General features: G+C 67.5%; 23 protein-coding genes. 18 read left to right on the plus strand and 5 right to left on the minus strand.

Features of this window, described 5'->3' with window-relative positions; all coding sequences use genetic code 11:
- Nucleotides 1–43 precede the first annotated feature (43 nt).
- On the minus strand, nt 44–2425 hold the full coding sequence (gene pdxA / locus ACSQ12_RS05385) for a 4-hydroxythreonine-4-phosphate dehydrogenase PdxA (protein ID WP_436064629.1): 2382 nt from the start codon (nt 2423–2425) through the stop codon (nt 44–46).
- Nucleotides 2426–2545: 120 nt separating this feature from the next.
- On the opposite strand from pdxA, the gene ACSQ12_RS05390 reads away from it, so the two are divergent.
- The 16 genes from ACSQ12_RS05390 (at nt 2546) to ACSQ12_RS05465 (ending at nt 17347) form a co-directional block, all read left to right on the plus strand.
- Complete coding sequence (locus ACSQ12_RS05390) at nt 2546–4186, plus strand: ABC transporter substrate-binding protein (RefSeq protein ID WP_436066939.1); 1641 nt, start codon at nt 2546–2548, stop codon at nt 4184–4186.
- 3 nt (nt 4187–4189) lie between these two features.
- Entirely contained in the window at nt 4190–5125 is a 936-nt protein-coding gene (locus tag ACSQ12_RS05395; RefSeq protein ID WP_436064630.1) for an ABC transporter permease, read from the plus strand.
- Nucleotides 5122–6069 carry an ABC transporter permease gene (locus ACSQ12_RS05400; protein WP_317783195.1) on the plus strand — a complete coding sequence of 316 codons (948 nt, stop codon included), beginning with the start codon at nt 5122–5124 and terminating at the stop codon, nt 6067–6069. The genes ACSQ12_RS05395 and ACSQ12_RS05400 overlap by 4 nt, the downstream gene beginning before the upstream one ends.
- A gap of 1 nt (nt 6070) precedes the next feature.
- The gene (locus tag ACSQ12_RS05405; protein ID WP_436064631.1) at nt 6071–6994 is read left to right on the plus strand and encodes an ABC transporter ATP-binding protein; all 924 of its coding nucleotides are present in this window, start codon (nt 6071–6073) and stop codon (nt 6992–6994) included.
- Nucleotides 6991–7824, plus strand: coding sequence for an ATP-binding cassette domain-containing protein (locus ACSQ12_RS05410; protein ID WP_436064632.1), 834 nt, complete (start codon nt 6991–6993; stop codon nt 7822–7824). The genes ACSQ12_RS05405 and ACSQ12_RS05410 overlap by 4 nt, the downstream gene beginning before the upstream one ends.
- 44 nt (nt 7825–7868) lie before the next feature.
- On the plus strand, nt 7869–8858 hold the full coding sequence (locus ACSQ12_RS05415) for an aldo/keto reductase (protein WP_436064633.1): 990 nt from the start codon (nt 7869–7871) through the stop codon (nt 8856–8858).
- A 45-nt stretch (nt 8859–8903) separates the two neighbouring features.
- Entirely contained in the window at nt 8904–9695 is a 792-nt protein-coding gene (locus tag ACSQ12_RS05420) for an HpcH/HpaI aldolase family protein (protein WP_436064634.1), read from the plus strand.
- 3 nt (nt 9696–9698) lie between these two features.
- Entirely contained in the window at nt 9699–10943 is a 1245-nt protein-coding gene (locus ACSQ12_RS05425) for a sialidase family protein (protein ID WP_436064635.1), read from the plus strand.
- The gene (locus ACSQ12_RS05430; RefSeq protein ID WP_436064636.1) at nt 10940–11614 is read left to right on the plus strand and encodes an SDR family NAD(P)-dependent oxidoreductase; all 675 of its coding nucleotides are present in this window, start codon (nt 10940–10942) and stop codon (nt 11612–11614) included. The genes ACSQ12_RS05425 and ACSQ12_RS05430 overlap by 4 nt, the downstream gene beginning before the upstream one ends.
- Nucleotides 11615–11834: 220 nt before the next feature.
- Nucleotides 11835–12167: a hypothetical protein gene (locus tag ACSQ12_RS05435; RefSeq protein WP_436064637.1), complete on the plus strand. Its 333-nt coding sequence runs from the start codon at nt 11835–11837 to the stop codon at nt 12165–12167.
- Between the two features lie 102 nt (nt 12168–12269).
- Nucleotides 12270–12632: a hypothetical protein gene (locus ACSQ12_RS05440; protein ID WP_436064638.1), complete on the plus strand. Its 363-nt coding sequence runs from the start codon at nt 12270–12272 to the stop codon at nt 12630–12632.
- The gene (locus ACSQ12_RS05445) at nt 12595–12999 is read left to right on the plus strand and encodes a hypothetical protein (protein WP_436064639.1); all 405 of its coding nucleotides are present in this window, start codon (nt 12595–12597) and stop codon (nt 12997–12999) included. The genes ACSQ12_RS05440 and ACSQ12_RS05445 overlap by 38 nt, the downstream gene beginning before the upstream one ends.
- A gap of 226 nt (nt 13000–13225) precedes the next feature.
- Complete coding sequence (locus ACSQ12_RS05450; protein ID WP_436064640.1) at nt 13226–14131, plus strand: alpha/beta fold hydrolase; 906 nt, start codon at nt 13226–13228, stop codon at nt 14129–14131.
- Between the two features lie 157 nt (nt 14132–14288).
- The gene (locus ACSQ12_RS05455; protein ID WP_436064641.1) at nt 14289–15530 is read left to right on the plus strand and encodes a S8 family serine peptidase; all 1242 of its coding nucleotides are present in this window, start codon (nt 14289–14291) and stop codon (nt 15528–15530) included.
- A 232-nt stretch (nt 15531–15762) separates the two neighbouring features.
- Nucleotides 15763–16980, plus strand: coding sequence for an FHA domain-containing protein (locus ACSQ12_RS05460; RefSeq protein WP_436064642.1), 1218 nt, complete (start codon nt 15763–15765; stop codon nt 16978–16980).
- A gap of 163 nt (nt 16981–17143) precedes the next feature.
- Nucleotides 17144–17347, plus strand: coding sequence for a cold-shock protein (locus tag ACSQ12_RS05465; RefSeq protein WP_011690916.1), 204 nt, complete (start codon nt 17144–17146; stop codon nt 17345–17347).
- A gap of 106 nt (nt 17348–17453) precedes the next feature.
- Here the strand turns inward: ACSQ12_RS05465 and ACSQ12_RS05470 are convergent, their stop codons facing one another.
- Nucleotides 17454–19259: an SARP family transcriptional regulator gene (locus ACSQ12_RS05470; protein ID WP_436064643.1), complete on the minus strand. Its 1806-nt coding sequence runs from the start codon at nt 19257–19259 to the stop codon at nt 17454–17456.
- 117 nt (nt 19260–19376) lie between these two features.
- Between ACSQ12_RS05470 and ACSQ12_RS05475 the strand changes: the two genes are divergently transcribed.
- Nucleotides 19377–19538, plus strand: coding sequence for a hypothetical protein (locus ACSQ12_RS05475; protein ID WP_436064644.1), 162 nt, complete (start codon nt 19377–19379; stop codon nt 19536–19538).
- 70 nt (nt 19539–19608) lie between these two features.
- Here ACSQ12_RS05475 and ACSQ12_RS05480 read toward each other — a convergent pair whose 3' ends face one another.
- On the minus strand, nt 19609–19911 hold the full coding sequence (locus tag ACSQ12_RS05480; RefSeq protein ID WP_436064645.1) for a DUF1905 domain-containing protein: 303 nt from the start codon (nt 19909–19911) through the stop codon (nt 19609–19611).
- 91 nt (nt 19912–20002) lie between these two features.
- On the opposite strand from ACSQ12_RS05480, the gene ACSQ12_RS05485 reads away from it, so the two are divergent.
- Nucleotides 20003–21643, plus strand: a complete 1641-nt coding sequence (locus ACSQ12_RS05485) for an alkaline phosphatase D family protein (protein WP_436064646.1) — start codon at nt 20003–20005, stop codon at nt 21641–21643.
- 15 nt (nt 21644–21658) lie between these two features.
- Here ACSQ12_RS05485 and ACSQ12_RS05490 read toward each other — a convergent pair whose 3' ends face one another.
- Complete coding sequence (locus ACSQ12_RS05490) at nt 21659–22687, minus strand: Gfo/Idh/MocA family oxidoreductase (protein WP_436064647.1); 1029 nt, start codon at nt 22685–22687, stop codon at nt 21659–21661.
- Nucleotides 22688–22811: 124 nt separating this feature from the next.
- Nucleotides 22812–23672 (minus strand): class I SAM-dependent methyltransferase, encoded by an 861-nt coding sequence (locus tag ACSQ12_RS05495; RefSeq protein WP_436064648.1) that lies wholly within the window; start codon nt 23670–23672, stop codon nt 22812–22814.
- Between the last annotated feature and the right edge of the window lie 195 nt (nt 23673–23867).

A 23867-nucleotide genomic window follows, 5' to 3' on the forward strand; every position in this document is an offset into this window, starting at 1 on the left:
CGTGCTTACCATGCTAGTTCCGGCCCCCAACAAAACGCTGTTGCTACACGGCCACGCTGGGCCGGGTGGCCATTTCCGCCGCCTGGTGCAGCGCCTCCACCATGCTGCGCGGATCCGCGATCGCCTTACCGGCAATGTCAAAGGCGGTGCCGTGGTCCACAGACGTGCGGATCACCGGCAGGCCCACCGTGATGTTCACACCGGCCTCGATGCCCAGCACCTTCACCGGGCCGTGCCCCTGGTCGTGGTACATGGCCACCACCAGGTCGTAATCGCCCCGGCCGGCCAGGAAGAACAGCGTGTCCGCCGGCAGCGGGCCCGTGACGTCGATTCCGGCGGCCTGCGCGGCCTTCACGCCCGGTTCGATCTTCTCCGCTTCCTCGCCCTGGCCGAACAGTCCGTTCTCCCCGGCGTGCGGGTTGATGGCGCAGACGCCGATCTTCGGGTTCGGGATGCCTGCCCGGACCAGGGCCTCATGCCCGCGGCGGATGGTGCGCTCCACCAGGTCCGGGTTGATCTTGCGGATGGCATCCATCAGCCCGATGTGCGTGGTCACGTGGATCACCCGGATCTTGGGCGTGGACAGCATCATGGACACTTCCTCCGTGCCCGTCAGCTGCGCCAGCAGTTCGGTGTGCCCGGGGAAGATATGCCCGGCGGCGTGCAGCGCCTCCTTGTTCAGCGGCGCCGTGCAGATGGCCTGCACCCGCCCGGCCATCGCCAGCTCGCTGGCCACCCGGATGTACTCGTACGCGGCATGGCCGGCCACGGGGGAGAGCTTGCCCCACGGCAGATCCTCTGGCAGCAGCGCCAGGTCGATCACGTTCACCCGGCCCGGCGTGAACACCGCGTCCTCAACGTTCTCGATGGTCTGGATGTCCGCCTCGATGCCCAGGACGTCCGCGGCCCGGCGCAGCCGCAGCGCGTCGCCGATCACCACGGGCCGGCACTCGGCGTTGCTCTGCGGATCCAGCACGGCGGCCACCACCACCTCCGGCCCCACCCCGGCGCCATCGCCCATGGTGACGGCCACGTAGGGGAGGCTCTTCTGTTCGGTCTTACTCGTTACGGTTGTCATGTCTACTCCAGATCTTTCGGAAGTCGTGCTGGGAAGGGTGGTGGCGGGAGCCGGCGCGGACGGGCCGCGGCGCTCCCGGATTTTCTCGTAAAGCTGTAGGAGGGCCAGGTCGTCGCCGAAGCTGCCGGGTTTGGTGCCCACCAGCGTTCCGTCCTCGGCGCGGCTGAGCACTGCCCCGTGCTGCACGGCCGTGAGGGGCACCAGCCGTTGGAGGCCAACGGCGTCCAGGACTTCCCGGGCCGTCTCACCGCCGGTGAGGATCAGGTCCGCGTTCGTTCCCTTGGCTGCCTCGGCGGCGAAGGCCGACAGGGCCCGGACGATGCCGGCGGCCTTTGCCGGGTTCACTGTGCCGGCGGCCAGGGTGACGGCCACATTGCTGCCGGCCGCCAGCGCCCGCCGGACCTCGGCCAGTTCCGGTTGGTAGGCCCCGGTGGCACCGGCATACAACGGGTGCAGCCGGACCACCGTGAAGCCCTGCGCTTCCAGCTGCGCCAGTTGCGCGTGCGCCGTTCCGGAAGCGGAGCCGACGACGGCGAGCACCGGCCGGGTGCCCTCCTGCGGTTCCGTGGTGGCTGCATCAGCCGGTACCCCAAGTTGCGCAGTTCGCGCAACTTGAGTAGCGAGCCGCTGCGCGAGCACGTCAGCCGTCCCGCCGGTACCCACCAGCACCACGCGGCGGCCGCCGGCGCTGAAGTCGAGCTCCAGCAGGGCATCCACCACGTGCTCCAGGTCCTGCACGGTCTCGCCGTCCGCCACCACCAGCGCGGGCTGCACGGATTCCAGCAGCCCGGCGAGCTTCGCGGGAAGCGCTCCGGACCGCACCTCCGCCAGATCCAGTAGCTGCACCGAGGCCGGGTCCTCCGGGCGGAGAAGGGAAGGAATATCGGCCGGCGGCGCGGACAGTTCCGCGTGCCACAGTTCGGTCTGTGCCAGGGGAGTCCCGGCCACGAACGGCTTGCCGTCCCGCACCGAGCGCTGTAGCTGGGGGAGTGCCCCGGCAACAACGGCGTGGTAGCCAAGGCCAGTCAATGCGGCAACTTCGGCGCGCACGTTCCCGCGCCACAGCGAGTCGATCTTCTTGAACGCCACCTGCGCGTTAGCAGCTACAGGACCGGAGAAAGCCTCAGCCACCAGCGCCCCGGCGTCGACTTCGGGAAGTCCGCGCGAATGCGTATCGGTGACCACAACGTCCGTGACGTGCCCCGCAGGGGAGGCGCCGCCGTCGTGCGTTGCCTCAGTGTTGCTTGTTCCGAGCAGGACCTGCGCGGACAGCCCGTGCTGCACAAAGCAGTAGCCAACCTCGGCGGCGCCGGAGAAATCGTCGGCCTGCACAAATACGGAAGCCACATTGCTCCTCTCCACGCACTAATGATTGGACCCCGCCAGGTGCGGGGATGCATTCATTCTGACACGGTTGCGCGAATCGCGCTAGCAGGGTTGCGCAAATTGCGCAGGAGTGGCAAAGTGATGGAGACAACATTCGGCGCAGCCAATCGGCAGGCCGCCGTCAACGTACAAACCGAGAGGTCAACGATGACCGTTCTTCCTCAAGGAAGTGAGATTTCCCGCCGCCGCCTCCTGCAGTTCGGCGCCGCGGCCGGGTTTCTGCTGGGCACAGGCAGCCTCGCCGGCTGCGCCGGCCCCACCGGCCTGCCGGGACCCAGCACCCTGACCCTGGCCCTCAACCGGTCCCTGGTCAGCCTGGACAACAAGCTCAACCAGTTCGACGCCGCCGTCACCGTGCAGCGCTCCGTCCGCCAGGGCCTCACCGCTATCGGCCCCGAAACCAAGCCCGTCCTGGTCCTCGCGGACCGCTTTGAGATGACCGGCCCCACCGAATGGACCGTCCGGCTCCGCGAAGGCATCCGCTACTCGGACGGCAGCCCCGTCAAGATCGAGGACGTGGCCACCGCCCTGAAGATGTACCAGCAGGTGCAGGGCTCCTTCGTGGCCGGCTTCTTCCCTGAATTTCCCGCCGTGGTGCCGGTGGATGACCGCACCTTCAAGATGGTGTCCAAGAAGCCCGTCCCCATCCTGGACTCGCTCATGAGCATGATCCTGATTACCCCCGCCGCGCAGAACAAGCCGGAGGAACTGCAGGAAGGCCTGGGCACCGGCCCCTACGTGGTCACCAAGTTCAACCGCGGGGCCGGCACCTACAGCCTGCAGCGCAATCCGAACTACTGGGGCCCGGCACCGCAGGTGGAGAACGTGGAAGTCCGGTTCCTCCCCGAGGAATCCAGTCGCGTCATCGCGTTGCGCAGCGGCGAGGTGGACATCATCGACTCCATCACGCCCGACTCGCGTGAACAGCTCGCCGGACTTCCCGGCGTCGAACTCAAGGAAGCCTCCAGCCTCCGGCTGAACCAGATCTTCTACAACTTCCGCAAGCCCGCCGGCCACCCGCTGGCCGACGTCCGCGTCCGCGAAGCCCTCAGCTGGGCGATCGACGGCGAGGCACTGGTGAAGGACGTGCTGGTGGACTCCGTCAGCGCGGCCGAAGGCGTCACGCCGTCCAGCCTCACCGGCTACCACAAGACCGGCACTTACACCTACGATCCGGCGAAGGCCAAGGCCCGGCTCGCTGAGCTCGGCGTCAAGGACCTCACCCTCAAGATCATCTGGGAAACCGGCGAGTTCGCGTCCGACACCTCCGTGATGGAGGCGCTGGTGGAGATGTTCGGCGCCATCGGCGTGAAGACCGAGCTGCAGCAGTTCGAACCCGGCGGCAACATCCTGGCCTGGCGCCAGGGCAAGCAGGGCGACTGGGACCTGTTGGGCAACGGCTTCAGCAGCCCCACCGGCCTGGCCATCACCATGATGCAGGGCATGTACGCCGGCACCCCGGAAAAGGAAAAGACCCGTGACACCTACCAGGGCTACGTAGTCCCGGAGGTGCAGGCCAAGATCCAGGCCGCCTCCTCCGAAGTGGATCCGGCCCGCCGGCAGGAGCTGCTGGCCGTGGCACAGCAGGCCATCTGGGACACCTGGCCCTGCGCCTGGGCGTTCGTGCCCAAATCCGTCCTCGCCCACCGGGAGCGGGTGTCCAACATCAACCTGGCACCCACCAACTCCTACCCCCTCGTTGATGCACGGCTGGAGGCCTAAGCCATGACGAACTACATCCTGAAGCGCCTGGGACAGGGCCTGCTGACCGTGTTCCTCACGGTCTCCACCGTCTTTGTCCTGATCCGCATGGCCCCCGGCGATCCTGCCGTCTCCTACGCCGGGCCGCTGGCCACCACCGAACAGCTCGACGCCGTCCGGGAACAGTTCGGCCTGAACAAGCCGGTGCTGGAGCAGTACTGGATCTTCCTGCAGCAGCTGTTCACCGGCAACCTGGGCCACTCCTACTCCTTTCAGGCTCCCGCCATGCAGGTGGTGGCCGAGCGGATGCCGTACACGCTGACCCTGGCCACCGCGTCCATCCTGCTCACCGCCGTCGTGGCCATCCCGCTGGGCGTGTGGATGTCCCGCCGCCCGGACACCGGCAAGGAACTCGGCGTGAACGTGCTGACCATCGCCGGGCAGTCCATGCCGGACTTCTGGACCGGCATCATGCTCCTCACCGGCTTCGCCGTGCTGATCCCTATCTTCCCGGCCTCCGGCTTCGCCACCTGGGGCGGGCTGGTGCTCCCCACCATCACCATCGCCATCCTGCAGATCGCCCTGATCTCCCGGATGGTCCGGCGCGAAATGACCGCCAACTTCGCCGCCCCGTACCTCACCGTGGCCCGCTCCCGCGGCGTCAGGAACTCGGTGCTCACCTGGCGCTACGCCATGGGCAACTCCGCCATCCCCGTGTTCACCGCCCTGGGCACCCGCTTCGCCGCCATGCTCAACGGCGTGGTGGTGGTGGAAGTGGTGTTCGCCTGGCCCGGCGTCGGCTCCCTGATCGTCCGGGCCCTCGAAACCCGCGACTACCCCCTCATCCAGGCAACGGTCCTCCTCACCGCATTGCTGGCCGTGGGCGTCCAGCTGCTGATCGACCTCGCCTACCCGCTCCTTGATCCCCGCGTTCGTCTTGGAAAGGCGGCAACAGCATGAGCCTCGACACCGCAACCCCCGCAGGTTCTTCCGGCGGCGCCGGAAAAGCAGCGCAGCCGGCCCGGCAGCCGAGCCCCAGCGCCGTCACCAAGGCGGACATCGCCGCCGCCGGCGCCACCCGCCGTCGTAAAGCCGCCAAATGGAAGCTCATCGTCGGCACGGTCTGCACCCTGCTGGTGATCATCCCGATCATCCTGGCCCAGGTCCTGCCCCTGCCGGACGCCAACTTCCAGGACCTCTCCGCCCGGCGCCTGCCGCCGTTCACGGACGGGCACCTCTTCGGCACCGACCAGCTGGGCCGCGACCTCCTCTCCCGGGTGCTGCACGGCGGCCAGGTCTCGCTGACCATCGGCCTGCTGGCCGTGCTGGTCTCCGGCGCCATCGGCATCATCCTCGGCGCGGCCGCCGGCTACTTCGGCGGCTGGGTGGACACCATCGTCTCCCGCCTCCTCGAAGCGCAGATGTCCTTGCCGCTGCTCATGATGCTGCTGCTGGTGGTGGCCCTGTTCGGCCCCTCCATCCCGGTGATCACCTTCGTGATCGCCATCGCCCAATGGCCCGAAGTAGCCCGCCTCACCCGCTCCATGGTGCTGGTGGAACGCGAAAAGCCCTACGTCTCCGCCGCCCGGATCCTGGGCCTGCACCGGATCCAGATCCTCATCCAGCACATCATCCCCAACGTGATCAAGCAGGCCACCCTGGTGGTGCTGCTCCTGCTGGCCCAGGCCGTGCTGCTCGAGTCCGCGCTGAGCTTCCTCGGTGCCGGCCCGCAGCGCCCCTTCGCCACCTGGGGCCGCATCATCTCCGACGGCCAGGACTACATCACCACCTCCTGGTGGATGGTCACCCTGCCCGGCCTGGTGATCGTCCTCATGGTGGTGGGCGTCAACCTGCTGGGCGACGGCCTCCGCGACCGTCCCCGCCGCAAGAAGAAGGGTGCCTGACATGACCGCACAAACTCCCGCTTCCGCTCCCGGCCGCCGGGCGCAGCCCGCACCCGCCGGGCAGCCCGCCTTCACCGAGCAGCCGCTCCTGGAGGTCCGCGACTTCCAGGTGGAACTGATCACCGACGCCGGCATCATCCGCGCCGTTGACTCGGTCAGCTTCAGCATCCACCGGGGAGAGACGGTCACCATCATCGGTGAGTCCGGTTCCGGTAAATCCACGACGGCGATGGGCATCCTCCGCCTGCTGCCCGAGGACCTGGCGGTGCTGTCCGGCACCGTGCTGATCGACGGCGTCGACGTCACCGCCGATCCCAAAGCCATCGACAAGGTGCGCGGCAAGACCCTGGCGCTGATCCCGCAGGACCCCATGACGGCGCTGAGCCCGGTGCACTCGATCGGCAGCCAGCTCTTCGAGGCCATCCGGATCGCCGGTGCCGCCTCCGCCAAGGACAAGGGTGCGCTGCAGGCACGGGCCGTCCGGCTGCTGGAACAGGTGCACATCCCCACCCCGGAGAAGCAGCTGAAGAAGTACCCGCACCAGCTCTCCGGCGGCATGCTGCAACGCGTGCTGATCGCCATTGCCCTGGCCAGCGAGCCGCAGCTGCTGGTGGCGGACGAGCCGACGTCGGCCCTGGACGTCACGGTGCAGGGCGGCATCCTGGACCTGCTGCTGGAACTGCAGGAACAGCGCGGCATCGGCATCCTGATGATCACGCACGATCTGGGCGTGGCCCGGCTCATCTCGGACCGCATCCACGTGATGAAGGACGGACGGTTCGTGGAGTCCGGCGACGTCCAGCAGATCGTGGACCACCCCGCCACCGAGTACACCCGGGCCCTGCTGGCCGCCGTGCCCGTCCTGGGCCCGTGGGACGAAACCCCCGCCGCCACACCCCTGACCACAACTGGAGCAAAGCCATGACGAAGCCGTTCCTCGCCGTCGAAAACCTCGTGGTGGACTACCACGTGCCCGGCGGCACCTTCCGGGCCGTTGACGACGTCTCGTTCTCCGTGGACAAAGGCAAGACGATCGCCGTCGTGGGTGAATCCGGCTGCGGCAAATCCACCATTGCCAAGGCACTGATGCGGCTGGTCACCCCCACCAGCGGGCGTATCGAGCTGGACGGCACGGACATCGCTTCGATGAGCGAGGCGAAGCTGCGGCCCATGCGGTCCAAGTTCCAGATGGTGTTCCAGGACCCCTACGGTTCGCTGGACCCGCACATGACGGCGCAGGAGATCGTGGCCGAGCCGCTGAAGCTGCAGGGCGTCGGGTCCAAGGCGGAGCGCCACAAGGAGGCCGCCAAGCTGATCGACCAGGTGGGCCTGCCCGTTGCGTCCCTGGACAAGCACCCCTCCGAGTTTTCCGGCGGCCAGCGCCAGCGGATCGGGATAGCCCGGGCCCTGGCGTCCAAGCCGGAACTGCTGGTCTGCGACGAAGCCACCAGCGCACTGGACGTCTCCGTGCAGGCGCAGGTGCTGCGGCTGCTGAAATCCATCCAGGACGAAACCGGAATCACCTACGTGTTCATCTCGCACAACCTGGGCGTGGTGCAGGAAATCAGCGATAGCGTCATGGTGATGCAGCGCGGCAAGCTCGTGGAATACGGCTCCACCGCGTCCGTCCTGACCGCCCCCAAGGAGGACTACACCCGCAAACTCCGCCGCGCCGCTCTGGACCCCTCCACCATGACGGGCCTGAAGCCGCGGCACCTGGTCCGCTCCCTGGCGCTCAGCGGGCAATCGAACTGAGCCTTCTGTACTTTCTGACAAACGCAACCGCAAGGAATCAACGCATGAGCAAGCAGCCCGAAGGCGCCCAGGTGGACGGCCTGAAACTCCCCATCTCCCGGCTGGTCCTGGGAACCATGACGTTCGGCGACACGGTCGATGAGGCCACCGCGGGGCGGATGGTGGAGGAAGCGCTCGACGCCGGCATCACCACGATCGACACCGCCAACGCCTACGTCGGGGGAACCACCGAGGAAATGCTGTCCCGCCTCCTCAAGGGACGGCGCGGCGAGATTGTTTTGGCGTCCAAGGCGGGTATGCCGCACCCGGACCACGGCGAGCACTCGCCGCTGTCCCCGGCCGGGTTGCGCAACAGTGTGGAAGGCAGCCTCCGCCGGCTCGGCGTGGACAGCATCGACCTGTTCTACCTGCACCAGCCGGACCGCCTCACACCCCTGCAGGACACGCTGGCCACGGTGGCCGAGCTGTTTGCCGAAGGGAAGATCGGCGCGCTGGGCGTCTCCAACTTCGCCGCCTGGCAGATTGCGGACGTCATCCACACCGCCCGTGAAGTGGGGGCGCCGCGGCCGGTCGTCGCGCAGCAGCTCTACAACCTGGTGGCGCGACGGGTGGAAGAGGAATACCTCGAATTCGCCGCCACCCACAACGTCCACACCATGGTTTACAACCCGCTGGGCGGCGGGCTGCTCACCGGCAAGCACAGCTTCGACGCCAAGCCCACCGAGGGCCGCTACGGCGACTCCAAGCTGGCCGCCATGTACACCCAGCGCTACTGGGACCGGCAGCTCTTCGACGCCATCGGGGAACTCGCCCGCATCGCCGACGGTGCTGGGATCACGCTGGCCGAGCTGTCCTTGCGCTGGCTTGCCTACCGGGAGGGCGTGGGCTCCATGCTGCTGGGCGGTTCCAAGGTGGAACAGCTCCGCGCCAATATCGCCGCCGTGGCCAACGGACCGCTGCCGGCCGACGTCGTGGACGCCTGCGACGCCGTGGGCACCGGACTCCGCGGCCCCATGCCCGCCTACAACCGCTGACGCTTACATGCTTCCTGAACCGATCACCGAAACTGAAGGACTCTGATGACATCCGAACTGGCCCTCGAATTCGCCCGCAAGATCCGCGCCCGGGAACAGGCGGTGGGCTACTGGGCAGTTTTGGACGCGCCCGTGGCCACCGAACGCATCGGCCGGCTGGGCTATGACTACGTGGCCCTGGACGCCCAGCACGGACTGCTCGGCTACTCGGGCGTGCTGAACGGGCTCATGGCCATCGACGCCGGGCACACCGCCGTCGGCATGGTCCGGGTGGAGGACAACAACATGACCGCCATCGGCAAGGCCCTGGACGCCGGCGCCGTGGGCGTCATCGTTCCGCTGGTCAACACGGCCGCCGACGCAGCCGCCGCAGTGGCCGCCGCCAAGTACCCGCCCATGGGCGGCCGCTCCTACGGGCCCATGCGCTCAGCCCTGCGGATCGGGCCGGTGCCCGCCGAGGCCAACGCCGCCACCCTGGTGTTCGCCATGATCGAGACGCCGGACGGCCTGGCCAACGTCAAGGAAATCTGTGCCACCCCGGGGCTGGACGGCATCTATGTTGGACCGTCGGACCTGGCCATCGCCGTGGGCGGGGCCTTCCCGGGGGACCCGGCCATCGAAACCGAGTTCAACGCCGCGCTGGAGACCATCGCCGAGGCCGCAGCCTCCGCGGGCATCGCCGCCGGCATCCACACCCCGGCGGGGGAGGTGGCTGCCCTCCGGCTGAGCCAGGGCTACACCTTCACCACGGTCGCTTCGGACCTGACGCACCTGGAACAGATCGCCAAGGCCCACCTCGACGCCGCCCGCTCCGATGCCGGAACCAAAGAGGACTGAACCATGCAGAACACCATCAAGGATGCCTACGGCACCATCACCCCGGACGGGACCGTGAAGCGGGCGGACGGCGCGGACTTCGCCTACCTCCCGGCGCCCACCGTGCAGAGCCACGCCGCCAACCTCCTCACCCTGCCCGACGGCCGGCTGGGCTGCGTCTGGTTCGGCGGCACCCAGGAAGGCGTGCCGGACATCTCCATCTGGTTCTCCACCCTGGAACCGGGCAGCAACCAGTGGTCCGCACCGCAGCAGCTCTCCGACGATTCCACCCGCTCCGAGCAGAACCCCATCCTGTTCACCGCGCCAAATGGCGCCTTGTGGCTGCTGTACACCGCGCAGAAGGCGGGCAACCAGGACACCGCCGAGGTCCGCCGTCGTACGTCCACGGACGGCGGCCGCACCTGGGGTGAGGTGGAAACGCTGTTCCCAGCAAACGAAACCGGCGGCGTGTTTGTCCGGCAGCTCCCGGTGGTGCTGCCGTCCGGCCGACTGATCGTCCCGATCTTCCGGTGCATCACCACACCGGGGGAGAAGTGGGTGGGCAACAGCGACGACAGCGCCGTGATGATCTCCGACGACGCCGGCGCCACCTGGACCGAGCACGTCCTGCCGGGGAGCCTGGGCTGCGTCCACATGAACATCCAGCCGGTGGCCGACGGCACCCTGCTGGCCCTGTTCCGCAGCCGCTGGGCGGACTCGATCTACGAATCCCGCTCTACCGACGACGGCTCCACCTGGAGCGAGCCGGTCCCCACCGAGCTGCCCAACAACAACTCCTCCATCCAGTTCACCGCGCTCGCCGACGGCCGCCTGGCGCTCGTGTACAACCACAGCCGGGCCGAGGCCTCGACTGAGCGGCGCCTCTCGCTCTACGACGAAATTGACGACGACGGCCTGGCCGAGGAACAAGGGCAGGTCGCCGAGCCGGATGCTGCTGCCTTCTCCGAGGACGACGGTTCGCGGAAGGCGTTCTGGGGGACGCCGCGCTCGCCGATGACGCTGGCGATCTCCGAGGACTCGGGCCGTTCGTGGCCCATCCGCCGGAACCTGGACGTGGGGGACGGGTACTGCCTGTCCAACAATTCCCGCGACGGGCTCAACCGCGAGTACTCCTACCCGTCCATCCACCAGGGGCCGGACGGTTCCCTGAACATCGCGTATACGTACTTCCGGCAGGCCATCAAGTTCGTCCGGGTGGACCCGCAGTGGGCGTACGAGGGAACCACCACTCCGGGCGGGGACGAATGACGAAGCACGCCGTTGTCACCGGCACGAGCTCGGGGATCGGCAAGGCGATCGCCGAGCGGTTGCTCGCCGACGGGTGGCGGGTGACCGGCCTGAGCCGCAGCGAGTCATCTTTGGGGGAGGGCTTTCGGTGGCTGCAGGCTGATCTCTCTGAGCCGGAATCGTTGGGAAGCGTGGTCGAGGCCATCGGGCCGGCCGACGCCCTGGTCCACGCCGCCGGGTTTCAGCGGACCGCTCCCTTGGGTGAGCTGGAACCTTCGGCCCTTTCTGGCATGTTCGCCGTCCACGTGGCGGCGGCGTCAGTCCTGGCCAATGCCCTGGTGCCGTCCATGCCCGACGGCGGGAGGGTGCTGCTCCTGGGCAGCCGCACCTCCACCGGGACGCCGGGCAAGAGTCATTACGCCGCCACCAAAGCTGCGTTGATGGGGCTGGGCCGGACGTGGGCGCAGGAACTCGCGCCGCGGGGGATCACCGTCAACGTGCTCTCCCCCGGCCCGACCGACACCCCGATGCTGAACGACCCCGGCCGGGCAGCCACCCCCGTGCGGATGCCGGCGCTCGGCGCCCTGGTGGACCCCGAGGACGTGGCCGTCCTGGCCGCGTTCCTGCTGGGCCCGCACGGGAAGTCGATCACGGGCCAGAACTACGTCATCTGCGGAGGAGCGTCCCTCTAGCCCCGTCCAACGCTCTCTCACTTTTGGCCCCCTCCCAACGGACGCTCTCTCACTTTTGGTGTCTTTTCGCCGGACGCTCTCTCACTTCCGGCGTCTTTTCGCCGGACGCTCTCTCACTTCCTGCCGCGGATCGGCGGGAATCGGGGCCCATCGCCTCTACATTCGGGAAGCCCGAACGAGGAGACTCATGGCAGGAAGAGGGTCAGGGAGGTGGTCGGCGGTGGCGCGATGGGACCTGGGAATTGCAGGTTTGGCACTGCTTGCGGTCATGGCGCTGGCCTTCGGCCTGGTGGCCCGTCTGATCGTCGGGAGACGCATGACGCGCTGGCTGTGGCTCTACTCGGCTGCCGCCTATTTCCTTGCGGGGATACTGGTCAGCGAAGTCTGGTTCGGCTGGGCAACGGAAGCGGAATTGCAGCCGAACATTGACGGGTTGTCCTTTGACGAAGTGCAACTAGTGACTCTCGCCGGCCTTCTTGCAGCCCTCACCGCGAGGTACGTACTCCGGAGGAAGGAGCGGGCCGGGGGAGCATCGCGGAAACCGGCAAGCTGACCCGATAGTCCGGCGGCCGGTCGGACGGAGCTGCCTTGACATCGGACTTAAGCCCCTGTTGTGGATGGCGGCTCCGGCGTAGGTTGAAGCAGGGCTCCGAAAATGCTGGGCCCGCACCAAAGGGGGCACCATGACCAGGCCCAGGCTTACGGCATTCAGCGTTCTCGGGGTCTGCGCCCTGTTCTCGCTTTCGGGCTGTTTCGGCCCGCCCGCCCCGGCGCCCACGAGCAGCTCCGCCGCCCCGACTACAACGTCGACCACGACGTCGTCGCCCACGAGCAGCTCAGCCGCACCGACCACGACAGCCAGCCCGTCGGTCACCCCGACGACGACGGCGACTGCCCCGCCGTCGTCCGCTCCGCCGTCGTCCGCTCCCGTGAGTCCGCCGGCGACGCAGGAACCTACTCCGCCGGGGCTCCCGGAGCAGGTGGCCCCGCTGACCATCTACTACGTCGCCATCGATGACAACGGCGTATCCGGGCCCAGGATCGGCTGCGGCGACAGCCTGGTCGCTACGACCACCGCCCCGGTCCGCTTCACGGACCAGGTGGGCCCCAGCGTCGGGACCCTGCTCGCGAACAAGAGCCGCGACGTCGGACTGTCTGGGCTCGTGAACGTCCTGTACCAGTCGAACCTCAGCTACGTCGGCGGGGAGCTGGACGGCAGCACGATCACCATCTACCTCACCGGGCAGTTCATGCTGGGCGGCGTGTGCGACATCCCGCGCGCCAAGGCACAGCTGGAGTACACCGCCATGACCGCGGCCGGGGCCACGAGCGCCCGGGTGTTCGTCAACGGCCGCCCGATCGACGAGGTGCTCAGCCTCAAGTAATGCCCGTCTTGGACCAGTCGTCCGCCGGATGTTGCTATTACGACGGCGGCACTCGCCGCAGGCGCGACGGTGGCCGGAGATTTGGGCTTCAACGAGTGTCTCCGGAACTGCGCCCGGCCATCGAGCAGCGGACGCTGCACATCGGTGTCGTACGTGCCCTCGAGAGAAAACACTGGTTCGAAGTGGAGCCCTTGGGTGCCCGCTACGGACGTAGTATTTTGAGTGCATGGAAGGGCTGGACGGCGTCGTTGCCGGAATTGCCATGCCGCACCTTGCGGGCGTGACCCACCGATGGATAGATGTGCGTGGGCTACGGATGCACATAGCGGAGGCGGGGCAGGGGCAGCCGCTTCTCCTGCTGCATGGATTCCCGCAAAACTGGTGGGAGTGGCACGGCGTCATCCCCCGCCTGGCCGAGCACTACAGGGTGATCGCCGTGGACCAGCGCGGCTTCGGCTGGACCGGCGCCCCCGCCAAAGGCTACGACGCGCGCACTCTCGTCGATGACATCATCCATCTCATGGCCACACTGGATATCACGCGGGCGCGGCTCCTGACCCACGACTGGGGCGCCATCATCGGCCAGCAACTGGCCATGGACCGGCCCGACCTGGTGGAGGCCCTCGTTGTCACGGGCACCCCTGATGTGCACATTAGGCCAAACGCCCGGCTGCTGGGACTCTTCCCCAAGCTGTGGCACGCCTTCGCGATCGCGGCTCCGGGGATTGGTCCGCGCGTGCAGCAGAACGAGAAAGTTGTGCGGCACCTCTTCACGGCCTTCGAGCCTGCTGGCGGAGTGAAAGAGGAGGACATCCAGCTCTACTACGCGGCAATGGCCCAGCGCGAGAGGGCCTTGGCAGGCTCGGCCGTATATCGTGCCACGATCCTCCCGGCGTTCATGGGCATTATCTTCGGCGCTTACGCCAGACGCGATTTTGCCGTGCGGACCCTCGTCCTCACCGGAGCCATGGAACCATCCGGGACCCTGCAGGGGATGGGCCATCGCCCAGGACGCGGCGGCAATGTGACCACAGAGATTTTGCCCGGTGAGGGGCATTTCCTCGCTGACCACCGGCCTGAACTCCTTGCCGACAGGGCCTTGCGGTTCTTCGCGCAGGAGCCGGACCATTGAACCACCGGGTTTTGGCAGGCTCAGCCACCTCTTCGCAGCATGCAGGAAGTAATCCCGAAGGGCGGGGCGGCTAAGCGCCGGCGTCGAGCGAAAGACCCATTTGTTGTCTTGACCTCTGCCTCTATCCAGCCAGTGCAGGTTGAAGCAAGATAACCACATGAAAAGAATTGCTATTGCCAGTTTCGCAGCGCTAGTGATGGTGTTTGGCACCATCACGTTGGCGCTCCCGAGCACCGCGGCCGCCGAGCCGTCACCTGTCGCGGGCCAGATCATGGTGAAATTCCGCGACCCCCGCGCGGCGGCAGGCGCCCTGCGCCAGCATGGCCTCAGCGAGGGCCCGGGCATCGGCAGCACCGGTGCCCAGCTCATCAAAGTACCGGCCGGCAAAGAACTTCAACTCATTGACGCCTTGAGCCGGAACCCGGCAGTTGAGTATGCCGAGCCGGACGAGCTTGTCACTGCCGCTACGTCGGACGAGTATTTCCCCCGCCAGTACGCCCTGCAAAACAACGGCCAGTCATTCACCAACACCGCCGGCACCCTGTCTGTAGCCGGAGGCGCAGCGGACGCCGATGTGGACGCAGTCGAAGCGTGGGCCGTGACGACCGGTACCGGCATTAAAGTCGCCGTTCTAGATTCCGGTGTGGCCAGCGACAACCCCGACATCAACCCGAAGGTTGTTGCACGCGCCAACTACAGCAACGCGGCCACCAACGAAGACAACTACGGCCACGGCACCCACGTCGCCGGCATCGTTGCCGCCACGGCCAACAACACGATGGGTGTGGCGGGCGTGTGCCCGGGCTGCACGATCCTGGCTGGCAAGGTACTCAACGACAGCGGCGTCGGATCCAGCTCAGGCCTCGCGAACGGCATTAACTGGGCTGTCAGCAACGGCGCGAAGGTGATCAACATGAGCATCGGAGTGCGGGCGTCGCGGACCCTCGAAGCTGCCGTCAATAACGCCTGGAGCAAGGGCGTGGTGCTCGTTGCGGCAGCAGGCAACGGCGGCAACCAGAACAAGATCTACCCGGGCGCATACGCCAACGTCATTGCCGTTGCTGCAACCGACAACACCGACGCCAAAGCGTCGTTCTCCACCTACGGAGCCAGCTGGGTGGACGTCGCAGCGCCCGGAGTCAACGTCTATTCGACGTTCCCGAACCACAGCTTCGTCCTTGGGACGCAGAACAACCGCTCCTTCGGATATGACGTCGGCAACGGGACCTCAATGTCCTCGCCCATCGTCGCCGCCACGGCCGCGCTGGCCTGGAGCTCTCATCCTGGTGCCACGCAGACATCAGTCCGCGCCAATGTGGAATCCACCGCCGACAAGATTTCCGGCACGGGCACGTACTGGGCACACGGCCGCGTGAACGCGGACAGGGCGGTGCGGTAGGCGCAACGGAGCCCCGGAAGCGCCGGAGCCACCTGACCGGCTACCACCTGCACGAACGTCCGCACGCCGCCGAAGCCCGCGCAGGCCCGCGCAAAAGTCCGGGGAGGCCCGTCTTCGCGTTCCTTGTCAGCCCCACCCGCCACGAGGAGACTTGCAGTAAGCCGTCCGCCAGAGCCGGCGGCGGTGTTTCTCCTTTCGGGGGCCGGCGCCCTCCTGGCTGGTCGGGGAAGTCGTGGATGCATCGGGGTTACGGAGCGCGTTCGTCGTCGTCAACGGGGAGGCGGCGGGGACCCGGATTGTGATCCCGCACGGCAAAACGACCGTCGGCAGCGACGAGGGCTCACGGCTGCGCCTGCCCGTTTCCGGTGTGAGCCGCCGGCACGCGCTGCTGACCTCGGTGGACGGCCGCACCATCCTCGACGACCAAAACTCGCGCAACGGCACCTGGGTCAACGGCCACGCCATCACCTCGCCCACCGAACTCACCGACGGCGATGAGGTCCGGTTCGGGCAGGTCAGGCTCCGCTTTGTTGAAGGGACGTACGACGGCGGCAGCGCACCGCCGCCCGCAGCCGGCGGGTGGGAGGGGCCCCAGACCGTCCCGGCGGCTGCAAGGAAAAAGGGGCTAGGCTCGGCGCTGCTCTTCGCCGCCGCGATCAATGTGGTGGGGCTGATCGGCAACAGTCTGACCGCTTTCCTGACCGAGCTGACGCCCACTTGGACGTGGTTCGTCACACCGGCGATGGGCCTGGCCGTTGCCCTGGGCGGGGAGGCGCTGGATTACCTCAAAGACAAAGGGAAGCCGGCGCCTAAGCCACCGCCGCGGCGGTATCACCCGTCCAGCCTCGGCCAGCCGGCACGGCCCGCGCGCCCGGTGCGGCCCGGGCAACTGAATACGCACGCGCCCACATATCCATCCCCGCCCGTCAAGGCTGCGCCACGGTCACGTCCGGTCATCGCCACAGTGCTGGTGACGCTGCTCCTGCTCGGCGGTGGCGGGTGGCTGCTGGCCGCCGGGGCGAGCTACGCCGTCGGCTATTTTTCCGGGAACGAGGAAGGCACCCAAAGGCTGGCCCGTCAGGTGGCGACGGAGACGCAGGGCGTCACGGTGACCGTCCTCAGCATCCAGAGCACCGCACATTTCACCCGGGTGGAGATCCATGTGCGGAACGGCACCGGTAGCTCCATGTCACTGCCGCTGTTCCACAACGCCGTCCTCACCGGCCCGGACGGCACCACGTTCGACGCTGATTCCTTCCGCAGCAGTTGGCAGCCCGAAGTACCGCCCGGGGGCCAGCGCAAGGGGACCATCAACTTCGAGAACCAGCTGCCCGCATCCGGCGGCACGGTGTCGCTCAGCTTCGTCACGGTGTTCATGCAGGGGTTCGATGGGCCGCGGTCCATCACCGTCCCGGACATCCCGCTGATGCCCGTGGTAAATCCGCTCTGAAAACCCGTGTACAGTAGAGATCGTTGTTGTGTTTGTATTTGGTAGTTCAGGCAGTACGCGGGGTCGAAAGTCCTCGTTCTTCTGAAGTAGCGGTTTTGAACACCCCACACCGGAGGACCCGAAAGTCGGGACAGTTCCTCCACCTTCACGAAGGACATAAATAATGGCTACTGGTACCGTCAAATGGTTTAACGCTGAAAAGGGCTTCGGCTTCATTTCCCCCGATGACTCCTCACAGGACGTTTTCGCACACTACTCTGCGATCAACTCCTCCGGCTTCCGCTCCCTCGAAGAGAACCAGAAGGTCTCCTTCGAAACCGAGCAGGGCCCCAAGGGTCCCCAGGCCACCAACATCCAGGCTATCTAATTTCTTAGATACCCGGGACCGTTAGGTTTCCTATAAAAACAGGGTCTGCCGTTTGGCAGGCCCTGTTTTTTGTTTAACCCGGGTGTGCTTCGATCGACAAGCTCCATCACCGGACGCCGTGCCGCTGCGCCAGGAACGCATCCAGCGCAGGATTCCCAATCTCCTTCGCCAGCCACGGCACAGCCTGCGCCGCCGCTTCGTCACCGAGCACCGCCCTATGTGACTGCGCGCGCACCGTGAACTCCCGCATTCCGCTCCGGCCCGCCAGCTCGGCCAGGCGTTCTACGAACTTCGGAGCCCGCGGCGAGCGACTGGCAAGGGCAACCTCTGCCGCCGTGTCCAGCAGCCGGGCCGAGTACCAGAGATACCACGGCTTGGGCTCGAGCCCGCGGCCAAGCCAGTGTTCGGCCGCCGCGAGATCGCCGTGGGCGAGGAACAGCCGCGCTTCGGCGCCCGCCGCCAGGGCCATGTAGCAGTGGTCGCCGGCAAGCTCTGCCATCACCCAGGACCGGTCGATCATGGCCGCGGCTTCCTCTAATTGCCCGGCTGCCAGATAGGTCTCGCCGCGGACTCCGGCGACGAATGGCTCGAACGCCGTCCAGTGTTCTTCCGCTATCAGGGCCAGCGCCCGGTCGAGGGACGCAGCGGCCTGCTCCAGTTCCCCGCGAAGCAGGTACACCCGCCCAAGCAGCGCCTCGCTGAATGCCTGCTGCCTGCGGTTCCCGATAGCCTTGGCCAGCCTTCCGGACTCGGTCAGCGAGGCCACCGCATCGTCATACCGTGCTGTATCCGAGGCAAGCATCCCCTGGATCGCCAGGATCCTGGCCTGCTCGTCCGGGAATCCCTCGGCGGCCCGCATCGCCCGGTCCAGCCACCCGGCCGCGCGGTCCGGCACACCGCGCTGGACAGACAGGTACCCCAGTTCGCGGTACGCGGCAGCAGCAGTCCGGGAGGCGCCGTCGGGCCCTTCCGCCTGCAGCGCCTGGTGCAGGAAGTCCGCCACTTCCGCCCCGCGGCCGCCGGCCTGGTGGATCAGTGCGCCGGACAGCGTCACGAGGGACTCGGCGATCAAATGGCCGTCGCCGTTGCGCTGGGCCAGCACCACCGCGAGCCGCAGCTGATCCAGCCCCCGGTCCACGGCCCCCGCCGAGAGTGACGCTCCGCCGGCATCGAGATAGGACCGCACTGTCGCCGCGGTGGCCGGCATCCCCGGGTCTGCCTCCGGTGCAGCGTTGGACAGGGCCCGGCGGATCTCCGCAGGCAGCGGCAGGCCAAGCTCCTCGCGGTAGAGGTTCCCGCACTTGGTGACGTGCTCACGGGCCCGGCGGTGCTCGCCGAGAGCCACAAGCGCCTTGACCAGGACGGCGTTGCAGTCCGCATGGAAAGGATCGCGGTGCAACGCCAGCGTCGCCAGCTCCGCCGCCTCGGCGGGAGCGCCGGAAGCCAAAGCGGCCAGCGCGGCCTCGTAGAGCAGGGACTGGGCGCAGTTGTCCAGCCGGTAGCGCTGGTCCGCAAGCCACGAATCAAAGACTGGCGAGTCGGCGAAGGACAGCCCCTCCAGCAGCTCGCCGCCGAAGCGTCGCGGATCAACGCCGGGGCGTGCGGCCGAGTCCACCACTTCCAGCGCATCGCAGCGCCACGGCGGCTGCAGGGTCAGCCGCAGGGGATCGCCGGCCACCGTGACGCCGTCAAGCGTCCGCCGCAGCTCGGACAGGTTCCAGCGCAGGGCGCCGAGCGGGTCCGCGGCATCCGGAAACAGCAGTGACGCCGTGCGGGACCGGCCGGTGCCGTCCGCCTGCAGCGCGAGGTAGGCCAGCACGGCCCAGGCCTTGCGGCCTCTGGGCTGCGGGGGAGTTGTACCGGGGGACTCGATCGCTGGCGGACCGAGGAGCCGAATCCAATTCTCGGCCATACGGCTCATGGTACGCCGAGGGCCGGCCAGCGTCTGCTGGGCTCACACGTTTGCTCACACGCAGTCCCCACACACTGAAATCACCCAATCCGCACACACTCACAAGAGGTGCACATCATGGAATTTATCGGCATCCTGCTCCTTGGACTCTGGGTTCTCAGCGTCACCGTCCGCGCTCTCCTGACCGACGGCCGCGGCCACACGCCAGACATCCGCTCCACGGCACCGTGGACGGCAGGCAACCTGCCCAGCGGGCCGTACGCTTCACTGGGCTTCTAGCCCGGTTCGGCACGCTCAACCCCGCAACATACGACGGCGGGAGGCCGGCAATCGCTGCCGGCCTCCCGCCTCAGCGCCCCAGCTCCAGCACGAGCTGCACGTCCACGTCATCGCCGTCGTGGATGCCGGCTGCGGCCCGGATGGCCTTCTTGACCGGCAGCAGGTACGAGCCGCTCTTGCTGTCCGGGAAGATCGACGTGGACCAGCTGTTTCCCGCGATCGAGGCCGTGACCTTCACCGAACCGAATCCCTTGTGGAAGGGAGCGGCTTCGTCGCTAATCTCGTCCGCCAGGTCCTGCGGCAGCGTGATGAAATGCCACCCGGCTTCCTCCGGATAGTGCCACAGCCCGCCGCGGAACGAGTAAGTCGTCACGCTTTGAGTATGGCACCAGCGGCATCCCGACAGGCTCGATCAACGGGCAATTCACGCCACCGCCACCATCGGTTCACCCGACCCGGCAACGATGGGCAGCATGACTGCTTTCACCCGCCGTAATGTCCTCAAAGGTGCGCTGGCCGCCGCCGGTGCTGCCGCCGTCGTGCCCGCCGCAACCTCAGCCGCCCACGCGACGAGCCCGGCCGGCGTCGCGCTGGTCCGCAACCGCCTGACCCTCCCGTCCGGCATCGCCACCGGCGATGTCACCGCCGATTCCGGAGTGCTGTGGTCCCGCGCGTCGGGCCCGGGCCGGCTGGTGGCCAGCCTGCGCGCCGTGGACGACGACGGTGCCCCGCTCCGTGGCGGCCGCGCCTTCCAGCGGGTGCTGCGGGGGAGCGCCGCCAGCGAAGCCACCGACTTCACCTCCCGGATCAACGCCGAGCACCTCCCCGCCGGCACCCGCTTCGCGCTCACCCTGCACTTCGAGGACGCCGACGGCAACGCCGGCGAAACCGCGCAGGGTTCCTTCAGCACCGCCCCCGGAACCGGACTCATCAGCAGCGGCCGCGCAGCCCGCAAGCAGAGTTTCGTCTGGACCGGCGACACCGCCGGCCAGGGCTGGGGCATCAACGAGGAGATCGGCGGCATGCGCGGCTACGCAGCCATGCACGCCACCAAGCCGGACTTCTTCATCCACTCCGGCGACACCATCTACGCCGACGGCCCCATCACCGCCCAGGTCACCGAGCCGGACGGGCAGATCTGGCGCAACCTCGTCACCGAAGAAGTGTCCAAAGTGGCCGAGACCCTCAACGAGTTCCGCGGCCGGCACCGCTACAACCTCATGGACCGGAACGTCCGCGCGATGTACGCAGAGGTGCCCGTGATCGCCCAGTGGGACGACCACGAAACCCACAACAACTGGTACCCCGGCGAGATCATCACCGACTCCCGCTACACCGAACGCCGCGTGGACGTGCTCGCCGCCCGCGGCCGCCAGGCCTGGCAGGAATACCAGCCGATCTCCGGCCTCAGTACCCGGATCGGCGACGGCAGCACCGGCTTTGAACCCGCCCGCATCTACCGCAAGATCTCCCGCGGCCCCCAGCTGGACGTGTTCTGCTTGGACATGCGCACCTTCAAGGACCCCAACACCGACGGCAAGGAAACGCACCTCACCCACATCCTGGGCCAGGAACAGGCGGAATGGCTCATCCGCGAAGTCAGCAAGTCCAAGGCCACCTGGAAGGTCATTTCCGCCGACCTTCCGCTCGGCCTGGTCGTCCCGGACGGCACGGTCAACCAGGAATCCCTGGCCAACCGCGACGCCGGCGCCCCCTTGGGCAAGGAACTCGAGATCGCCGGGGTGCTCTCGGCGTTCAAGCGCAACCGGGTTAAAAACGTGGTGTGGCTCACGGCAGACGTCCACTACTGCGCCGCCCACCACTACTCGCCCGAGCGCGCCGCGTTCACCGACTTCGACCCCTTCTGGGAATTCGTGGCCGGCCCCATCAACGCCGGCAGTTTCGGCCCCGGCGAACTGGACGGTACCTTCGGCCCCGAGAGGGTTTTCTACAAGACCGGCGCCTACGCCAACCAGTCCCCGCGCACCGGCGAAAACCAGTTCTTCGGCCATGTGGACCTGACCGAGGACGACGTCTTCAGCGTCAGCCTCCGCAACGCCAACGGCACCGTCCTCTGGACCAAGGAGCTGCAGCCCCAGCGATAGCTCCCGCCTCGGCGGTCAGCCCCTGATGTCGACGGAGCGACGCTCGGCGTCGCTGAGCCGGGCGGCGTCCAGGACCTCGAGGGTGTGCACGCCCTCGGTGCCCGGGACCGGCTCGGGTCCCTTGCCGGCAACGGCCAGGGCGAACTGCTCGTAGTAGGCCTGGTACGCGCCCTGCTCGGACGGTACGCGGAACTGGCCGGCCGCCGTCGTGAGCGTTCCCCAGCGGGACTCGTCCTCATAGCCCCACGCGGCAGGATCGTCCGCCGGGCGCCGGCCCGCGATGGTCGCAACCGCCTGAACGTCGCTCTGCTGCGAGACGTAACTGCCGTCGGAGCCGAGCAGTCGCAGTTCCCGCGCGACCAGCCGGTTGCTCTTGGTGGCCGACACGTGGGACGTCACGCCGCTCCGGTGCACGATGGTCACGAAGAAGCCCGAGTCGGTGCGGCCGGCGTCCAGGTCCACCCAGTCGAGCGTGGCGAAGACGGTGGCGGCCGGGCCGAAGAGCCACAGCGCCTGGTCCACCAGGTGGCTGCCGAGATCGCGCAGCAGCCCGCCTGCCGGGCCGGCCTCGAGGGTGTCCGGCTGGTCGAGGTCGAAGCGGGACTCGAACCGCGCCACCTGCCCTACCGCGCCGGTCCCCAGCACCGAGCGGAGGGTGCGGATGTCCGTGTCCCAGCGGCGGTTGTGGAACACATTGAGGATCACGCCGGCGTCCGCGGCCGCCCTCACCAGTTCCCGCCCCACCTCGGCGTTCGGGGCGAAGGGCTTGTCCGCCACCACATGGACTCCGGACGCTACCGCTTCGAGCACTAGCCCGCGGCGCGTTTCCGGCGGCGTGGTGATCACCACCGCATCAACACCGGCGGCCAGCAGCTCCGTCAGGGAATCGAAGAGCGGCACGTCCGGGTACTCCTCCGCGGCCTCCGCGCGGCGGGCGGGAGAGCGGGTCACGATGCCGGCCAGTTCCACACCGTCCGCGGCCGTGATGAAGGGAGCGTGGAAGAACCGCCCGCCGAATCCGAATCCAACGAGTCCAAGTTTCACAAGATCTCCTTTGTCCCCCGGCGGCGCTGCCTTGGGGTCTAGTTTGTCCTTATGTTAGAACAAACCAAGGAGAAATGGCAGGTGTGAAAACGGGGGTTTCGCCAGGCCCAAACCACCGGACCGTTCAACCGCCAGGTGCGGTGCGCGCCTTCTTGGCCGTGACCAGCAAGTATTCCCAATCCATTTTCGCCGTGGAACCGCCCTGGGCCTCGAGGGACGAGCCGGCCAGGTCAGTGAGTGCCTTGTCCAGGGCGTTCGCCTTGTCTTCATCGTCGCCCAGGTACTTGTACACGGAGATGGTGGGGCCGTAGTGGGACTTGAAGTAGTGCACAAAGTCCTCCGGGTGATGGAAGCTGGTGATGGCCACTGTCTTCTTGACTGCCTGTACATCCGTGATCCTGTCGCCGAAAAGCTCGCGGACGTGGTCCTCGGTGCCCCAGAGCGGCGGCGGCTGCGCGCCGGGCGGAGGCGGGGGAGCGAACGGCTTCATGGCGGCGAACATCTTCCCGATGAATCCTTCCGGCGTCCAGCCCATCAGGCCGATGGTGCCGTCGGGTTTGCAGACCCTCACCACCTCGTCTGCGGCCGCCTGGTGGTGCGGGGCGAACATCACGCCCAGGCACGACATCACAACATCGAACTCATTGTCGCCGAACGGGAGCGCCTCGGCGTCCGCTTCCTTCCATTCGAGCTCGGCACCGCGGTCGGCAGCCTGCCGGCGGCCGGCGTCGAACATTTCCGGGGTGAGGTCGCTCGCTATCACCTCCGCTGCCATCATGGCGGCCGGAATGGCCGCGTTGCCCGCGCCGGCGGCAACGTCCAGGACGCGCTGGTGGGGCTTGATGTGGCAGGCCTCGACGAGGATCGCTCCGAGGTCCGAAATCAGTTCGCTGGCGAGGGCCGGGTAGTCGCCCTGCGCCCACATGGCACGGTGCTTCTGTTTCAGCTCCCGGTCCGCCGCGATTGCATCGGTCTGGTCATTCATGGTGGCACCCCTCTGCTGTGGCAGGTTCTGAGTGACAGCGCGCTGTGAGCCCAGTGGAGGCTGTGGTGTGAGTTATTTTGGCCGCGGACCGGCGCGATGTAAAGATGCCCGCGCAAGCTGGCCAGCGAGGGTGCGTTTCCGTACCGGTCAGTAGATTCCGTGCTAGCACGGAAGTGCCGGAGGGGTGCCCGGAGC

The organism is Arthrobacter sp. LjRoot14 (genome assembly GCF_964253905.1).
Taxonomy (GTDB): domain Bacteria; phylum Actinomycetota; class Actinomycetes; order Actinomycetales; family Micrococcaceae; genus Arthrobacter.

Excerpts from the sequence above, each read along its gene's own strand:
- ACSQ12_RS05390 (WP_436066939.1), top strand. The coding sequence starts at position 2,546 with ATGGAGACAACATTCGGCGCAGCCAATCGGCAGGCCGCCGTCAACGTA.
- ACSQ12_RS05395 (WP_436064630.1), top strand. The coding sequence starts at position 4,190 with ATGACGAACTACATCCTGAAGCGCCTGGGACAGGGCCTGCTGACCGTG.
- ACSQ12_RS05400 (WP_317783195.1), top strand. The coding sequence starts at position 5,122 with ATGAGCCTCGACACCGCAACCCCCGCAGGTTCTTCCGGCGGCGCCGGA.
- ACSQ12_RS05405 (WP_436064631.1), top strand. The coding sequence starts at position 6,071 with ATGACCGCACAAACTCCCGCTTCCGCTCCCGGCCGCCGGGCGCAGCCC.
- ACSQ12_RS05410 (WP_436064632.1), top strand. The coding sequence starts at position 6,991 with ATGACGAAGCCGTTCCTCGCCGTCGAAAACCTCGTGGTGGACTACCAC.
- ACSQ12_RS05415 (WP_436064633.1), top strand. The coding sequence starts at position 7,869 with ATGAGCAAGCAGCCCGAAGGCGCCCAGGTGGACGGCCTGAAACTCCCC.
- ACSQ12_RS05420 (WP_436064634.1), top strand. The coding sequence starts at position 8,904 with ATGACATCCGAACTGGCCCTCGAATTCGCCCGCAAGATCCGCGCCCGG.
- ACSQ12_RS05425 (WP_436064635.1), top strand. The coding sequence starts at position 9,699 with ATGCAGAACACCATCAAGGATGCCTACGGCACCATCACCCCGGACGGG.
- ACSQ12_RS05430 (WP_436064636.1), top strand. The coding sequence starts at position 10,940 with ATGACGAAGCACGCCGTTGTCACCGGCACGAGCTCGGGGATCGGCAAG.
- ACSQ12_RS05440 (WP_436064638.1), top strand. The coding sequence starts at position 12,270 with ATGCTGGGCCCGCACCAAAGGGGGCACCATGACCAGGCCCAGGCTTAC.
- ACSQ12_RS05450 (WP_436064640.1), top strand. The coding sequence starts at position 13,226 with ATGGAAGGGCTGGACGGCGTCGTTGCCGGAATTGCCATGCCGCACCTT.
- ACSQ12_RS05455 (WP_436064641.1), top strand. The coding sequence starts at position 14,289 with ATGAAAAGAATTGCTATTGCCAGTTTCGCAGCGCTAGTGATGGTGTTT.
- ACSQ12_RS05465 (WP_011690916.1), top strand. The coding sequence starts at position 17,144 with ATGGCTACTGGTACCGTCAAATGGTTTAACGCTGAAAAGGGCTTCGGC.
- ACSQ12_RS05470 (WP_436064643.1), bottom strand. The coding sequence starts at position 19,259 with ATGGCCGAGAATTGGATTCGGCTCCTCGGTCCGCCAGCGATCGAGTCC.
- ACSQ12_RS05475 (WP_436064644.1), top strand. The coding sequence starts at position 19,377 with ATGGAATTTATCGGCATCCTGCTCCTTGGACTCTGGGTTCTCAGCGTC.
- ACSQ12_RS05485 (WP_436064646.1), top strand. The coding sequence starts at position 20,003 with ATGGGCAGCATGACTGCTTTCACCCGCCGTAATGTCCTCAAAGGTGCG.
- ACSQ12_RS05495 (WP_436064648.1), bottom strand. The coding sequence starts at position 23,672 with ATGAATGACCAGACCGATGCAATCGCGGCGGACCGGGAGCTGAAACAG.